At 69.6% G+C, this 14,947-nt stretch carries 16 protein-coding genes and 1 tRNA gene; 7 read left to right on the top strand and 10 right to left on the bottom strand.

Annotated features, from left to right (window positions below; all coding sequences use genetic code 11):
- Window positions 1-70: 70 nt before the first annotated feature.
- Window positions 71-1,093: a YIP1 family protein gene (locus ACIF9R_RS21440; RefSeq protein WP_399982357.1), complete on the top strand. Its 1,023-nt coding sequence runs from the start codon at window positions 71-73 to the stop codon at window positions 1,091-1,093.
- Between the two features lie 122 nt (window positions 1,094-1,215).
- On the opposite strand, the gene dcd is transcribed toward ACIF9R_RS21440, so the two are convergent.
- Window positions 1,216-1,791, bottom strand: coding sequence for a dCTP deaminase (gene dcd, locus ACIF9R_RS21435; RefSeq protein WP_399982355.1), 576 nt, complete (start codon window positions 1,789-1,791; stop codon window positions 1,216-1,218).
- A gap of 508 nt (window positions 1,792-2,299) precedes the next feature.
- Here dcd and ACIF9R_RS21430 point away from each other — a divergent pair.
- Window positions 2,300-2,373, top strand: a tRNA-Gly gene (locus ACIF9R_RS21430).
- A gap of 307 nt (window positions 2,374-2,680) precedes the next feature.
- Here ACIF9R_RS21430 and ACIF9R_RS21425 read toward each other — a convergent pair.
- The 5 genes from ACIF9R_RS21425 to ACIF9R_RS21405 all read right to left on the bottom strand — a co-directional run bounded on the left by ACIF9R_RS21425 (window position 2,681) and on the right by ACIF9R_RS21405 (window position 5,925).
- Window positions 2,681-2,998, bottom strand: coding sequence for a hypothetical protein (locus ACIF9R_RS21425; protein ID WP_399982352.1), 318 nt, complete (start codon window positions 2,996-2,998; stop codon window positions 2,681-2,683).
- A 476-nt stretch (window positions 2,999-3,474) separates the two neighbouring features.
- Entirely contained in the window at window positions 3,475-3,783 is a 309-nt protein-coding gene (locus ACIF9R_RS21420) for a hypothetical protein (RefSeq protein ID WP_399982349.1), read from the bottom strand.
- 201 nt (window positions 3,784-3,984) lie between these two features.
- The gene (locus tag ACIF9R_RS21415; protein ID WP_399982347.1) at window positions 3,985-4,602 is read right to left on the bottom strand and encodes a hypothetical protein; all 618 of its coding nucleotides are present in this window, start codon (window positions 4,600-4,602) and stop codon (window positions 3,985-3,987) included.
- A 471-nt stretch (window positions 4,603-5,073) separates the two neighbouring features.
- Window positions 5,074-5,553: a transposase gene (locus ACIF9R_RS21410; protein ID WP_399982344.1), complete on the bottom strand. Its 480-nt coding sequence runs from the start codon at window positions 5,551-5,553 to the stop codon at window positions 5,074-5,076.
- Between the two features lie 15 nt (window positions 5,554-5,568).
- Window positions 5,569-5,925 (bottom strand): hypothetical protein, encoded by a 357-nt coding sequence (locus tag ACIF9R_RS21405; protein ID WP_399982341.1) that lies wholly within the window; start codon window positions 5,923-5,925, stop codon window positions 5,569-5,571.
- A 173-nt stretch (window positions 5,926-6,098) separates the two neighbouring features.
- On the opposite strand from ACIF9R_RS21405, the gene ACIF9R_RS21400 reads away from it, so the two are divergent.
- On the top strand, window positions 6,099-6,659 hold the full coding sequence (locus ACIF9R_RS21400) for a RidA family protein (protein WP_399982339.1): 561 nt from the start codon (window positions 6,099-6,101) through the stop codon (window positions 6,657-6,659).
- Here ACIF9R_RS21400 and ACIF9R_RS21395 read toward each other — a convergent pair.
- Genes ACIF9R_RS21395 through ACIF9R_RS21385 form a run of 3 tightly spaced genes read right to left on the bottom strand, consistent with a single transcriptional unit; the run spans window position 6,587 to window position 9,437 of the window.
- Entirely contained in the window at window positions 6,587-7,174 is a 588-nt protein-coding gene (locus ACIF9R_RS21395; protein WP_399982337.1) for a hypothetical protein, read from the bottom strand. The two genes, ACIF9R_RS21400 and ACIF9R_RS21395, sit on opposite strands and share 73 nt — an antisense overlap.
- The gene (locus tag ACIF9R_RS21390) at window positions 7,171-8,754 is read right to left on the bottom strand and encodes an ATP-binding protein (protein ID WP_399982334.1); all 1,584 of its coding nucleotides are present in this window, start codon (window positions 8,752-8,754) and stop codon (window positions 7,171-7,173) included. The genes ACIF9R_RS21395 and ACIF9R_RS21390 overlap by 4 nt, the downstream gene beginning before the upstream one ends.
- Window positions 8,751-9,437: a response regulator gene (locus tag ACIF9R_RS21385; RefSeq protein WP_399982332.1), complete on the bottom strand. Its 687-nt coding sequence runs from the start codon at window positions 9,435-9,437 to the stop codon at window positions 8,751-8,753. The genes ACIF9R_RS21390 and ACIF9R_RS21385 overlap by 4 nt, the downstream gene beginning before the upstream one ends.
- A 129-nt stretch (window positions 9,438-9,566) precedes the next feature.
- Here ACIF9R_RS21385 and ACIF9R_RS21380 point away from each other — a divergent pair, with 129 nt between their 5' ends.
- The 4 genes from ACIF9R_RS21380 to ACIF9R_RS21365 all read left to right on the top strand — a co-directional run bounded on the left by ACIF9R_RS21380 (window position 9,567) and on the right by ACIF9R_RS21365 (window position 13,701).
- Window positions 9,567-10,460 (top strand): DUF3152 domain-containing protein, encoded by an 894-nt coding sequence (locus ACIF9R_RS21380; protein WP_399982330.1) that lies wholly within the window; start codon window positions 9,567-9,569, stop codon window positions 10,458-10,460.
- A 157-nt stretch (window positions 10,461-10,617) separates the two neighbouring features.
- Complete coding sequence (locus ACIF9R_RS21375; protein ID WP_399982328.1) at window positions 10,618-11,694, top strand: hypothetical protein; 1,077 nt, start codon at window positions 10,618-10,620, stop codon at window positions 11,692-11,694.
- Window positions 11,691-12,413, top strand: coding sequence for an ABC transporter ATP-binding protein (locus tag ACIF9R_RS21370; RefSeq protein ID WP_399982325.1), 723 nt, complete (start codon window positions 11,691-11,693; stop codon window positions 12,411-12,413). Before ACIF9R_RS21375 ends, ACIF9R_RS21370 begins: the two co-directional genes overlap by 4 nt.
- A 112-nt stretch (window positions 12,414-12,525) precedes the next feature.
- Window positions 12,526-13,701 carry an ABC transporter permease gene (locus ACIF9R_RS21365; protein ID WP_399982322.1) on the top strand — a complete coding sequence of 392 codons (1,176 nt, stop codon included), beginning with the start codon at window positions 12,526-12,528 and terminating at the stop codon, window positions 13,699-13,701.
- Between the two features lie 162 nt (window positions 13,702-13,863).
- On the opposite strand, the gene ACIF9R_RS21360 is transcribed toward ACIF9R_RS21365, so the two are convergent.
- Complete coding sequence (locus ACIF9R_RS21360) at window positions 13,864-14,406, bottom strand: DUF4262 domain-containing protein (RefSeq protein WP_399982319.1); 543 nt, start codon at window positions 14,404-14,406, stop codon at window positions 13,864-13,866.
- Window positions 14,407-14,947: the final 541 nt, after the last annotated feature.

The following is a 14,947-nucleotide window of genomic DNA, read 5'->3' as shown; positions in this document are numbered from 1 at the left end:
TCCTGCGGAGGACAGGACCGCCCCGGCCCCCTCCGCACGACGGACGACGTGGCTGACGATCCCTTAGTGGTTGTCACAGCTCGGCCGCAAAGCCCCGCCCGAATGCCCGGCCCCGGCACACGGCCGTCCGGGACCAGGTACGTTCGATGACGTGGCTGGATTCAGGATCGGACGCGGCCGGAACAACAACGGCGCTCCTCACACGCGACCGCAACAACCCCCGCACGGGCAGCAGACGCCGCCGGGGCCGTCGTACGGCTACCCGCAGGCACCGCAGCCCCCGGCGTACGGCCAGGGCGGCGGGGGCGGCAGCCCGTGGCCGCAGGTGCACGGCGGCCGGGGCGGACACGGCGGGCACGGCGGGCACGGCGGCCCTGGTGGAGGTGGCGGCTACGGCGAGCCGGAGTACTTCGGCGACGGCGCGTACCCTCCCGGCCCTCACGGCGCCCCGCAGGACCCGTACGCGGCCAACCAGGCGGGCCACACCCATGCCTTCTCGATCGACGAGGACCCCTACCACCAGGCCGACACCTACCACCCCGGCCCGATCGGCCCCCGCCTGCGCTGGAAGGAGCTGCTGAAGGGCATCGTCCTCTCCCCCTCCCAGACGTTCCTCCAGATGCGCGACTACGCGATGTGGGGCCCCGCCCTCGTCGTCACCTTCCTCTACGGCCTGCTCGCCGTCTTCGGCTTCGACGGCGCCCGCGAGGACGCCATCAACGCCACCCTCTCGAACGCGATACCGATCGTCCTGACGACGGCCGTCGCGATGGTGCTCAGCTCGTTCGTCCTCGGCGTGGTCACCCACACCCTGGCCCGCCAGCTCGGCGGCAACGGCGCCTGGCAGCCCACGGTCGGCCTCTCCATGCTGATCATGTCCATCACGGACGCCCCCCGCCTGGTCGTCGCGATGTTCGCCGGCGGCGACGCGTCCTTCGTCCAGATCCTCGGCTGGGCGACCTGGGTGGCGGGCGGCGCCCTGCTCACCGTCATGGTCAGCCGCTCCCACGACCTCCCGTGGCCCAAGGCCCTGGGCGCTTCGGCGATCCAGCTGCTCGCCCTGCTGTCGATCGTAAAGCTGGGCACGTTCTGACCCTGCGGCCACACGCGGAAGGGGCTCCCCGAGGGGAGCCCCTTCCCGTCCATCTGCCGCCCTCAGGCGTCAAGCACCTGCCCGCCCCGCCGCACCACCGGCGGTTGGGCACCCCACTCCGCTCACACCTGGGTCCGGTGGAAGTTGAGGAACGACCGCGAGGCCGTCGGCCCCCGCTGCCCCTGATACCGGGACCCGTACCGCTCACTGCCGTACGGGTGCTCGGCCGGCGAGCTGAGCTGGAACATGCACAGCTGCCCGATCTTCATACCGGGCCACAGCTTGATGGGGAGCGTCGCGAGGTTGCTGAGCTCCAGGGTCACATGCCCGGAGAACCCGGGGTCGATGAACCCTGCGGTGGAGTGGGTGACCAGCCCGAGCCGCCCGAGCGAACTCTTCCCCTCCAGCCGGGACGCCAGGTCGACCGGCAGCGAGATGACCTCGTAGGTACTGGCCAGCACGAACTCACCCGGGTGCAGAATGAACGGCTCGTCGCCCTCCGGCTCCACCAGCCGGGTCAGATCCGCCTGCTCGACGGAGGGGTCGATGTGCGGGTACCGGTGATTCTCGAACACCCGGAAATAGCGGTCGAGGCGTACGTCGATGCTGGACGGCTGCACCATGGATTCGTCGTAGGGATCGATGCGCACCCGCCCGGCGTCGATCTCGGCCCGGATGTCCTTGTCTGAGAGAAGCACGCCCCGAGAATACGCAAGGCGCGCGGAACGCCCGTCACCGGCCGCCCCGCGCGCCCACGCCCTCTGTCTTCCTCCGCCGCGCTACCGCCTCTGCAGGCTTACCGGCACGACACTGCGAAGCCGCGCACAGCGCGGACACCGCAGGAGCCGACCGGGGCCGAGTCGCTCGGCCTGCTGCATCGGAAACGAGGCGGCGGTGAACACGTGCCCATCGGCACAGCGGACGACGGTGCGCTCCATCAAGTCCAAGAGTCCCTTCCCCGAGAACCGCGTCTGGCTTGCTGCCCTGACGACAAAAGCCACGTTACGGGATCAAAGGAGCGACCCTCCAGGCGGCACCCCGCCCTCACCCCACCGCCTCACGGTACGCCCCAACGCCTGCCCTCCGCAGCCACATCCACACCCTGAAACACCGTCAGGCCCCCGGGTCCTGAACACCGGGGGCCTGCCATGGGGTAGAGTGAACGAGCGTCCGGACACCACCGATGCGGCGGGGTCTGGATCTTACGCGGGTGTAGTTTAATGGTAGAACATCAGCTTCCCAAGCTGAGAGCGCGAGTTCGATTCTCGTCACCCGCTCCACGAAGAAGGCCCAGGTCATCGACCCGGGCCTCTTTGCGCAATCGGCACGCTCATTGAGGGCGGGCATGCGGCAGTGATCAGAGACGCTTCCCCAACGGATGGGCCGTCCCGGGGCCGTCCGAGGAAGCCCGACGACGACCAACGCCGACAACCACCGACAGCTAAGTCGCAGGTCGCAGTGTTGATCGTCAACAAGCCCGCAGGTCAGAAACCCGGCCCACCACTTCTTCGGCTACTGATCGCACTCGACGGCCCTTGACTCGCCCATTGAGAATCCATCGACCTGACGCTGGCGCGGATGGAGACCTCAGATTGCGCTGGGTATGTACCTCGGTGCGACAAGCTCGGCCAACACCCGCAGTCGTGCGTAGTAGTCCCTGCAGTACTCGTCATCGATCAGGGGCACGACCTTGTCGAGGTCCGTGATGCACGTCCAGAGGATCGCGACTTCGTCATGATCCAGCCCGCCGCTCAGCTCTCCCATGACCAGACCCGCAACGCTTGAATCAAGCAGGACCAGCTCCACGCCTGCGATGTCCACACCGCGGAAGCGGCCGGGGAACGGCGCGCGCCGGTGCTCCTCCCACAGCGGGCGGAGCCGGTCGTTCAAGACTGGCTTGCCCATGCTCTGATTCTCTCCAGGCGGTGACTCGTTCGAAAACCGGGTCCAGCTGTACAGCAGCGAAGTACAGCAACCGGTACGACCCCAGCCGACCATCACTGCACGTACGCGACTGGCTGGTCAGCCCAGCAAGCCTCAGCAACCGCCCCGCCCGTAGTTCGCATCGAGGGGCGAGTGAGTGTCTAACTGCGTGACAATGCCGACGAACAGCGGCGGACAACTGCGGATGCCTGCGGACCGTCGCGGCAGGTGAGCGGCACATCGGCCCGAGGCCAGGCACTCACCGCAGTTGCTTCGGGACGAAGAAGTCACCACGCAGAGTGCCACCCAACGCGCCCGCCGTCGAGGCTTGCTCTGGTCTACGGCCGACAGCGTGGCTGAGGCCGGCGGGGGTGCAGCGAGGCACACGCGCGCCTGCACGGTTGGCTGACCCGCCGTCGTGGCTGGCTATCGTCGGCTGAGGTACAAACAGGAGATGGTCAGTAGAGGATGATTCGCCAGTGCTCGACCCACCGGTACCAATCACCACCCGGCCCGCGGAGCAACACGCGGTCGTCCTCCAGGCTCCAGACCGTCTCGTAAAACGTCGCCTCGGGAAGATCCGCCCGGACGATGTCGTAGACCGCCAAGTCCGTCTCGATCGAACGAGACCAGACGTGGCCGCAGCGGTCGCACGTGTACCCGACCTCAGCGGGGCCGGCGGTGCGGGGCGGGGTGCCCAGACGGACTGCTTCGTCGGCGCAGCGAGGGCACGGGTCGGCGGTATGCGGGCCGATCAGACGGGACACCCGGCGATCCTGCGGCACAGCAGCCAAGTACAGCAACCCCAGCGACCGTCAGCGACCCACACAGGCCCTCACGGGCCTCCCCACAGCCTGTATGACCTCCAATGACCGATCTCTGCAGAGCTACGGATCAGAAGCGGAGTACAAGGGCCTGCCCGGCCGGGCAGGCCCTTGTACTCCGCTCAGGCAACCGTCTGATGGGACCTACCCATCGACGTGCTCAGACCACCATCCTCGGTCGGCTTGCCACTCCTGGAACCAGGCCACGAAGTCGGCCTCTGGCTCGCTTTTCTCCCCCGCGTCCGCGTACGGAGCCGCGCATCCATCTCCAAGCCACCAGACCCGGCCCCGCTGAGGCCCCGTGACCACGAGTACCCAGAACTCGCAGTCACGGTTGCCACCCAGGAGGACCGAGCCGTTCTGATAGATGCCGTGGAGTAGAGGTGAGTGCTCATCGTGGTCGTAGTAGTCGTACTCCCACTGCCACTCCTCCTCCAGTGGGAACGGCTCGGTGAACTTGCGTTCAGCCGTCCCATCGAACGGTTCGGGGCTGAGCCAGCAATCGGCTTTCCAGCTCTGCCAGTTCTCAGGAATTCTTCCCAACGGAAGGAGCCGGTGGGCCATGGATGCGCCCTTCGATGAACCGTTGGAAACCTCCGCGACAAACGTACGGTAGGGCTCTGGTAGCTCAATGTCGTGAGCGGCTTCCCACGCTTGTACGCCAGCCCAGCCGAGGGGAGACCGTCGAAGGTCTCCGGGGACAGCATCGCTGAGGACAGAGATCGCACTTCTCAAGCGGTGCTGCTCTGAACTGCCTGTCATGTGCCTAGTGAACACCAGGCCGGACAGCAAAAGCCTCCGCCCGGGTGCGGCAAAAGTCAGATGCCTCACCGCCACCGCAGGACCGTGCCACTCTCGTGCCAGAACAGGCGGGGACTCACGGGGAACACCGGGGAACCCGCCGACCGCCCGCCAGGAGTCGGCACTGCCCCGCCACAGCTCAGCCAGGTGAACGGATACGAGTCGCCTTAGCTTCCCAAGCTGAGGGCGCGGGTTCGATTCTCGTCACCCGCTCCACGAAGAAGGCCAGGTCATCAACCTGGGCCCTGCTTGTTGTCTGGCCTCGATTCGTCAGCGGATTTCGGTCGCTGATCGCAGCTGTTCGCCCGTAATGTCCTCTGCTGCCGGAGGACGGGCCGTCGCATGACGCCCGCGGGGTGTGCCGGATTCCACGGGCCCGAAGGTTGCGGGTTTCTCTTCCTTCCTGGTCCTCGTCGGGGCGTGAGTCGGCCGTCAGGTGGCGGCCGGAAGCTGAGTGATCCTGTTCCAGGCGGTGGTGAACGCCGCCGCCCAGGGCCAGGTCCGCTCGATGCGGAGGATGCGGCGCCGGGCGTGACGGGCGAGGCGGGCTGGAAGGTGATGGAGGCGCAGGCGCATCGTGTCCGGCCCGGCATCTTCGAGGCTGTCCTGGTCGTGCAGGGTGAGTAGCCGTAGCCAGGTGTCGAGATCGGCGGCGAGGTTCGCGGCGAGCATCCATGCCGTGTTGATCTGCCACGGCTGTGAGGGCAGGTTCGCCGGCCCTATGGCCTTGTTGGTGCGGACACGGTCTTCGACCTCGGTGTGGTCGCGGTGCAGGGCGTCAAGGAACTGGATCTGGTGGGAGCCGACGATGCCCCACATGTGCCGGATGTCCGTCGCCGTGATCGAGTAGCGCCATCCGGTCTTCTGCTCGAAGGCGGTCAGCTTCTTCAGGTGCCGCCTCGACGCACGCACGCGGCGGACGACCAGTCACATACCCTCCGGCCAGCCGTCGCAGGTCTTCAGGTAGGTCGACTCCGCGACCTGATAGCCCGCTTGGAGATCGCCGTCTTGCTTCAGCGAGGTCTCCCAGGCATGTTCGGGGAGCCTTGCGATCGCTGCCTCGTCCTCGGGCGTGATCTCCCAGCCGACCGTGTAGCGGACCGTGCGCCGCTTGGTGTTCAGCGCCTCCAGGTGTTGAAGCAGGCCGTGGGTGGCGCCCGCGCCGTCGACGCGGACGAGGATCTTCGACTGGGAGGAGTGCGGTATCTGCTCCAGCGCGGCGGCGAGGACGCGGACGTGGTCGTCCACGGTGTTCGCCCCCGCGTTGCCCACCCGCAGTTCCATCGCGAGGCGCTCACCGGTGTTCGCCAGCCAGCCGCCCAGACGGACGAGCGGCCTACGGACTGAACCGGCCTGCGGACCGACGTGAGGGTCCGGGGGCGTCGGTCTTCCCTCGGCGCCCCACCGTCCCGGTTCCTCCTGGCCGGTTCGGCGGGGCGCGGTCCGGAATGCCGGGCATGGAACCCACACAGGACACCTCCCCGCTCACCCACATCGGCGCCCCGGACGGCGTGGCCCCCGGGACGGGGTACACCCACGTGGTCACAGGGACCGGCCGGCTGGTCGCCGTGTCGGGGCAGGTCGCGTTCGACGCGGACGGCAAGCTGGTCGGGGAAGGTGATCCCGCCGCGCAGGCCCGGCAGGTCTTCGAGAACCTCCGCCGTTGCCTCGCCTCGGCCGGCGCCGATTTCGGCAACGTCGTCAAATTCACCTACTACGTGACCGACGTGGCCTTCCTGCCCGCCGTGCGGGAGGCGCGGGACCAGTACATCGACGCGGGCCTGCGGTGTCGACGTCCGGCCCCGCGAAGGCGGTGTCACAGCGCGGAGAGAGGTCGTTGGGTGGTTCAACGAGGGAGAGTGTCGCCGTGGTGGCCATCGCGCGGTCAGGCGGGGGACCGTGGCCGGAAGGCCGGTTCCGGTCCCGGGCGGGGGCCGTCCGGTGGTCAGCCGGAGGGCTCCCCCGGGGTCGGTGCTTCCGGTTGCTCCTGCGAAGGGGACACGACGGGGCACGCGTAGTCCGACTGCGTCATCGTCCATCCGTCCCCGAGCACATGGAGGCTGACGGACATGTCGGAACGGCGCACGGTGCCGCCGTCGGCTTCCGCGTGGTCCAGCGTGCACGTCAGCTGGAGCATGGCCCGACGGCTCAGCGGAGCCGTCTTACCGGGGAGTTGGACGAAGAGGATACCGTCGGCGACCACCACCCGTGGCGCGTCCGTCAGGCGGGGCAGCTCCGTGATGGCCGTCGCGGTCTCGGTCGCGGCCGGCCCCTTGAACAGCAGGTGTACGACGGCCTCGAGGTCCCCGGCGTCGTCGATCTGGCGGGGATAGGGCGTCAGGTCCCCGTCGCGCAGGAAGAAGAGGGAGACGGTGGCGGGCGACGAGGGTGGTGCCGCGCTGGGGGAGTACATGCCGCTCGCCGGCGCACCGGCCTCGATGACCCCGGACGGGGGGACTCCGCACGCTGTGAGCGCGACCGCGGCCGCGGCCGTGAGCCCGGACAGCAGCGCTGCCGTCCGCGAGCCCTTCACCGGGTGCCCCCGCCGGTCCCGGTGCCGGTGCCGGTGCCGGTGCCGGTGTCGGTGTCGGTGTCGGTGTCGGTGTCGTCGCGGTGCAGCGGGAGTTCGACCGTGAACACCGCACCGCCCCAGGGCAGGTTCGCCGCCCGGATGCGCCCCCCGTGCAGCCGCACGTTCTCCGCCGTGATGGCCAGACCCAGCCCGCTGCTCTCGCTCCTGCCCCGTGAGGTGCTCGCCTTGTAGAACCTCTCGAAGATGTGCGGCATGACCTCCTCGGCGATCCCCGGCCCGTTGTCGGTCACCTCGATGACGGCCCACGCCATGCCCGCCCCGTCCACCCGTACCCCCATGGTCAGCCGCACGGGCGGCTCTCCGTGCCGCAGCGCGTTGCCGATCAGATTGGCCGTCACCACGTCGAGCCTGCGCGGATCGACGCGCGCGCGGAGCTCACCCGGTCCGGGCAGCCGGGTCTCCACCTGCTCCTGCCGCCACCGGGAGGCGACGGTGCGCCGTACGGACTCGGCCAGGTCGATCTCGTCCCGGTTGAGTTCGGCCGCCCCCGCGTCGAAACGGGAGATCTCCATCAGGTCGTTCACCAGTCCGCTCAGCCGGTTCGTTCCCTCGCTGATGAGCCGTAGCGCTTCACCGGTCTCCCCTCCCCCCTCCAGGTCCAGCACGTCGGTGACCGCCGACATCGCCGCCAGCGGCGTGCGCAGCTCGTGGGAGACGTCCGCCACGAAGCGGCGCCCCTGGGCCTCCAGGCGACGCAGCTCCCCTACGGTTCGCTCCAGTTCGGCCGCCGTCTCGTTGAAGGACCGGGAGAGATCGGCCAGTTCGTCGGAACCGGTGACGTCCAGCCGGACGTCGAGATGCCCTGCGGCCATCCGGCGCGTCGCCCGGCGCAGCGCCCGTACGGGACGCAGTACGCCGCTCGCGGCGAGCAGCGCCAGGACGACGGCGAGGCACAGGGCCATCAGGGTGGCCCGCTCGATGCCGTGGACCATGGCCTCGACGTACCCCTCTTCGGTGGTCTGCGGGACCTCCAGGTACATCACGAGCCCGGAGAGCGTCTGCGTGCCCTCGCCCGAGGTGTACGTGACGGGCATGCCGACGACGAGACGAGGGCGCCCGTCGACGTTCATCCGCTGGAACACCGCGACACGACGGTCCCGGACGGACCGGAGCATTTCGGGGCTCGGCTCGACGAAACCGGCGCTCGGCACATAGGCGCGGTGGCCGCCGTACGCGGCCATGATCCGCCAGCCCGACGAACGGTTCGCGGACAGTACCTGGTCCACCGCAAACTGGAGGTCCGACCGGTCCGGGGCAAGGGGGATGGAGGGCGCGACGGCGTCGACGCTCGTACGGAACCGGTTGATGACGGAGTCCTGGCTCTGCTGGAGCACCCCCGTGCGCGCCTCGCGGAAGGCGAGGGCCCCGGTGCCCAGGGAGCTGGCCACGGCCACCAGGACGAAGGACGTCAGCAGGCGGGGGCGCAGGCCGCGCAGGGGGAGGGGGATGCGCGTCAGTGCCGCCCGGAGGAGCCGCCGGGGGCCGGCACCCGGTACGGCGGCGGACGTCCGGTGGCTCATGAGGTGCCGAAGCGGTAACCGAATCCGCGAACGGTCTGCACGTAACGGGGATTCCTGCCCTCGCCGAGCTTGTTGCGCAGTCGCTTCACACAGGCGTCCACGAGCCGTATGTCGCCGTGGTAGCTGTGTTCCCAGACCGCTTCCAGCAGCTGCTGGCGGCTGAACACCTGGCCGGGCGAGGCCGACAGGGTCAGCAGCAGCCGCAGTTCGGAGGGGGCGAGGGTGACCGGTTCGCCGCGGTGCGTCACCACGAGCCCGGCGCGGTCGACGACCAGCTCGCCGTGCGTCTCCGCCCGGGGACGGGTGCCGTCCGGCAGCGACACGTCCTGTCTGCGCAGTACGGCCCGTATCCGTGCGTCGAGCACCCGGGCCTGCACGGGCTTCACCACGTAGTCGTCCGCACCGGTCTCCAGTCCCACGACCACGTCGACGTCGTCCCCCCGGGCCGTCACCATGATGATCGGCACCTGGTCGCGGTCCCTGATCCGGCGGCACACGTCCAGGCCGGACATGCCGGGCAGCATGAGATCGAGTACGACGACGTCCGGCCGGAAGGGGAGGAGCTGTTCCAGTCCCTCCTCCCCCGTTTCCACGGCGAAGACCTCATGTCCCTGGTGCCGCAGACCCAGTTGGACGGCCCTGCGGACATCCAGGTCGTCTTCGACGATCAGAACCCGTGGCATCTCGGCAGTGTAAGCAGACCGGACGAGATGACCGTCCCGAAGAAGGCCCCTCTCCAACGCGGGCGTCGTTATCTTTCCGTGATGGCACCGGCTCATGGGGATCATCTGGGATCACCAGATTGAGCTGCCATGCATTCGGCACCTCAGCGGCAATCCGCACCCGCCACCGGCAGCACCACGGCCGGTCACCGCACCGGTCACCGCGCCGGTCGCCGACGCCGGTCCGCCCATCGCCTGGAACGGCCGCGCCGCCGGGGCCGGAGCCTGCTGACCAGCCTGCTGGTGACCGTCGGCCTGCTGGGTTCGGCGGCGTACTTGCTGGAAGGCGGGCGGAGCGACGCGTCGGTGCGTGCGCCGCACCCGCGGAGCACGCACGTCACTCCCACTCCCACACCGCCCTCCTCCCCCTCTCCCACTCCCTCTCCCACCGCGAGTCGGACCGAGATCGACGTTCCCCCGACGGGCAGCGGGACGTTCGTCACCGCGCAGGCCAGTGGGGAGAAGGTGGGCAGCGGCTCCCGCCCGGTGCGCTACGTCGTGGAGGTCGAGACCGGCCTCGACATCTCGCCGTCCCAGGCGGCGAACGAGATCGCCGGGATACTCGCCGCCCCGCGGGGCTGGACCCACGACCCGGACAACGCGTTCCAGCTGGTGGGCGCGGGATCGCCGCACGACATCACGATAAAGATCGCGACACCGGCGACGGCGGACGCCCTGTGCTGGGCCGGCATCCAGCAGGACACCGGAGGCGAGTACAACTGCGAGGTTCCCGGAGGGGTGGTGGTGAACCTCAAGCGCTGGGTCAAGGGCTCGCCCACCTTCGACGGGCCGATCCATGACTACCGGGCGCTGATCATCAACCACGAGGTGGGGCACTTCCTCGGCCACTCGCACGTGACCTGCGGGGGCGCCGGGCAACTGGCCCCCGTGATGATGCAGCAGATCAAGGGCCTGCACGGGTGCGTCGCCAACGCCTGGCCCTACGACGAGAACGGTGGCTTCGTCACCGGGCCGCCCGTATGACCGGCGCCGGTCCCGAGGCCGGCCGTCACGGCACACGGCTGTTACAGCTCGGTCATGTACCGGCCCCACGGCCATGAACTGCCGGCACCACTGTGAACTCCGCCCTCTCCTGCGTCCGCAGGCTGAATCCCCCTCCCTTCCGATCGGATGGACGTAGATGACTCGATCCCGCACTGTCCGAAGACTGGCCGCGACGGCGGCGGTCAGTTTGCTGTCGCTGCTGGCGGCTTGTAGCACCGACACCGACACGGACACCGACACCGGCTCGGAGTCCCACGCGTCGGACGGTGAGAGGACCACGGCCGGCGCGTTGGGGCAGCTCGACATTCCCGCCGACGCGAACGCCGATCTCAAGAAGCAGTACCTCTTGAAGAACGCGATCGCGGCCTGCATGAAGAGGCAGGGATTCGCCTACACCCCCGTGCCCCCCGAAGATCCCGCCGCCTCCTGTTCCGGGAAATCCGGCAGCGGCTCCGAGGAGCCCGGCGGCGGTTCCGGGAAATCCGGCAGCGGCTCCGAAGACGGCTCGGGCACCGGCGGGGACGCCGCTGAGCTGCAGCTCAAGTCGGCACAGCAACAGTTGGACGCGGCCAACGCCGCGCTCTCCGCCTTCCAGGCCGGTTATGGGACCAAGGTCCCCGCCGGTGAGGTGGTCTTCCTGCCGAAACTTCCGGCTCGGCTGGACAAGGTGTCCGTGAAGACGGGGGACACCCCCTCCGGACCGGTCGCCACGGTGACCAGCTCCAAGGTCGTGGTACGGGCCGTGGTCCCGGCCGACGACGCCGAGCTGCTCCACAAGGGCATGCGGGCCCGGGTGGAGACCACCGACGGCACGGAGGCGGACGGCGAAGTGGTGGCACTCGGCGACGACGTACCGAAGGACGCTCCGGCCGACACCGACAAGCAGCAGGGGACCTCGGACGGCGGGAGCGGCGACAGCTCGGCTCCCGTACCGGTGCAGATCTCCGTGTCGGCGGGGAAGCTGGCCGAGAAAGCCGCCGAATCCGCGAAGGTCACCATCGAGGTGGGCTCGTCGGAGGGCAAGGTGCTGACCGTGCCCGTCGCCGCGCTGCACACGTCCGCCGACCGGAAGGCCCGGGTGCAGGTCGTGCGCGGTGGCGAGGTGGTGGACGTCCCCGTCGAGGCCGGGCTCTCCGCGGGCGGTCAGGTGGAGGTCACCCCGTCGTCCGGTGCCGCCTTGAAGTCCGGCGACCAGGTGGTGGTCGGGCGATGAGCGGTCCGCCGTTCTCCGTCGTGCCCGACGCGGGCACGGTCATCCAGCTGATCGCCGTGGACCGGACCTTCGACTCCGAACCGCCGGTGCACGCCCTGCGCGAGGTGAACCTGACCGTTCGGCGCGGCGAGCACCTGTCGATCGTCGGCCCGTCCGGTTCCGGCAAGTCGACGCTGCTCAACACCCTGGGGCTGCTGGACCGACCCACCTCGGGCACCTACTGGCTCGACGGGGTGGAGACCAACGCGCTCGGCGACCTGGAGCGCACCTCGTTGCGTGGCAGCCGGAACGGGTTCGTCTTCCAGTCCTTCCACCTGCTGCCGTACCGGACCGTGGAGGAGAACGTCATGCTGGCCGAGACCTACCGCCGGCCGCGCCCCGGGCGCGGCCGGGCCGGCCGCCGTACCAGGGCCGAGCAGGCACTGCGACGGGTGGGTCTGGCGCACCGGGCCGGCTTCCGGCCCGACCGGCTCTCCGGCGGTGAGAGACAGCGGGTGGCGATCGCCCGGGCGCTGATGAGCGAACCCGCCCTGCTGCTCTGCGACGAGCCCACCGGCAACCTCGACAGCGAGAACACCGAGTCGGTGCTGGACCTCTTCGGCCGGCTCGGCGAGCAGGGCATGACCCTGGTGGTGATCACGCACGAGGAGGCGGTCAGCGGGCGTGCCCACAGGCGGGTGAGGATCAGCGACGGACGGCTCACCGAGGAGCACCGATGAGGTTCCGCAAACGCGTCCCGCAAGCCGCGGCTTCCACGGGCACGGCACGGGCCGGGGGAAGAGCACCGGCCGGGGGGACCGTCGAGCGCCCCTGGATGGACTTCAGGGACCTGTGGTCCGAAGCGCTGGCGGGGGTGCTCGCCCGCCCGATGCGCTCCGCCCTGACCACGCTGGCACCGTCCTGGGCATCACCACCCTGGTCATCACCATCGGGGTCTCGTCCACGGCAGGCAACCAGATCGTGGGCCGGTTCGACGCCCTGACCGCCACCTCGGTCACGGTGGAGGTGTCCTCCGTGGCCTCGGCCGGCTCCGGTCCGCTCGTGGACTGGTCGGGGGTCGACGCGGTGCGCCGGCTGGCCGGGGTCGAGTCGGTGGCGGCGATCGCCTCCTCCCAGGAGACCGCGGGCGTCGAGGTGCGTGCCAACGACGTGGTCGCTCCCGGCGAGGTCAGCGGTCAGACCATGGCGGTCGTCGCCGCGTCCCCCACGCTGCCGGCCGCGGTACGGGGCGGGATGACCACCGGACGCTTCCTCGACGACGGGGACATCACCCGGCACGACCGGGTGGCGGTCCTCGGCGACCAGGCGGCACGGCTCCTCGGCATCAGCTCGGTGGAGAACGCTCCCGCGGTCTTCCTGAAGGGCCAGGCGTACACGGTGATCGGGATACTCGGCGGAGTGGAGCGGGAACAGCAGCTCGCCACCGCGGTGATCCTGCCGCCCACGACGGCCGCGGACCGGATGGGGCTGGGGACCGTGACCCGGGTGCTGATCAACACCGCGCTCGGCGCGGCCGGCCAGGTCGCCCGCCAGGCGCCGATCGCGCTGGCCCCCGGCGCCGAGGCTGCCCTGACCGTGACGGCACCGACCGATCCGGCCGAGGCCCGCAAGGGGGTGCAGGGCGACGTCAACGGCCTGTTCCTGGTCCTCGGGCTGGTCTCGCTGGTGGTCGGGGCCATCGGTATCGCCAATGTGACGCTGGTGACGGTCATCGAGCGGATCGGGGAGATCGGACTGCGCCGCGCCCTCGGGGCCTCGCGGCGTCAGGTCGCCGGCCAGTTCCTGGTGGAGTCGACGACGATCGGACTCCTCGGCGGTGTCGTGGGCGCCGCCCTGGGCATGGTCGTCGTGGTGATCGTCTCCGCCGTCAAGGAGTGGACACCGGTCCTGGACGTCCGCCTCGCCCTCGGAGCCCCGGTCGCCGGAGCCCTGGTAGGACTCCTGGCCGGCCTCTACCCGTCCCTGCGGGCCTCCCGCATGGAACCGGTCGACGCCCTGCGCTCGTAGTCGTGCCCCGCGGGGAGGCCGGGCGAAGCCGGACGCCAGCACTCCTGGGCAGTCCGACACGGCTGGCGTGACCAGGTGGTTTCTTGGCCGTGACGAGGAGTGATCGAACTCCTCAAGCGGTGCTCACCACCAGGCTGCCCCGCCCAAGACCGAACGTCGACCTCAGTCGTGATCAGCCCACGGTCCGCTGGTTTCCTCCTTTGGGATCCACAGAAGAGGCTGGCTCGCGCGGCAGTATTCCTCGGCCCGGTCGTCCCAGGGGAAGCGACCGTCCTTGTCCGGCCAGAACAGCTGCATGACGGGAAATGGAGGGGCCTGGTAGTAGTCGATCCCGGCGCCGAAGAAGTCCCCATACCAACTCGGGTGGACCGGCCGGACGGTCACCGGGTAGCCGTTCAGGATGTCGTCACGCACCTGGTCGGCTTCCAGCGGGTGACCGTTACGGATCTCCCCGCCTGCAACGTTGATGACGGGCATCATCGTCTCGACCCGCAGGCCGAAGATGCAGACCTCAGGGCTGCGCAGGGTGTGCCACAGGCCGATCGAGTAGGCCCAGTCCGCCGGCGCATCGCCCCCGGCGCCGACCCCCATCACGTGCCAGCCGAACTCGGACACGCTTGCGGCGATGCGGCCATCACGTTCCTCCCAGGCCGGGCCACCCGGAGGAGGCGCGCACAGGAGACAGAAGCAAGAGGAGTCGTCCACCCGAGGAGGCTACGACGCCTGCAATCACGGCCCCCACCGGGCCCCGAGGGAACCCGACACCGACCGACAACGACAGAAGCCCACGGCGTCTGAGCTGGGTACTGGTGCACGGACAGGTGTGAGCCCGGCGTCACGCTGGAACAGATCGCCGCCGACCTCGGCGTCCACCCGATCACGCTGTCGAAGTGGCCGCGCCGACAACGACGAGGGCGCCAGGCCCGTGACGGCGTCGGGTGAGCCCGGGCCACGCGTGGCGATGCCGACGGCCGATGACCGGCCCTGCGGTTGCCGGCGCTGCAACGGCATCGCCTTGTCAGTGAGTGCCGCCTCGGCGGCCGGACCACCCTCCTTCCCAGAACGTGACCGGGCGCACCACAAACCCGCCAGGACCTGTCTGTTCCAGCGTGTGGTGCCGGAGGCGCCGTCGCGGCCTCAGGGTGGTGGCCTGTCGGCGACGGATGAAAACTGACCGCTGAACGGCGGATCAACGGTGACCCACCTCGCGATCGTCCGATCATCCTGATCTTCATTGAGGGTCAGG

The sequence above is a fragment of the Streptomyces sp. NPDC086080 genome (assembly GCF_044540255.1).
In the GTDB taxonomy this organism is placed as follows: domain Bacteria; phylum Actinomycetota; class Actinomycetes; order Streptomycetales; family Streptomycetaceae; genus Streptomyces.
Note: the sequence above shows the minus strand (reverse complement) of the source record. Positions and strands in the feature narration are given on the sequence as shown.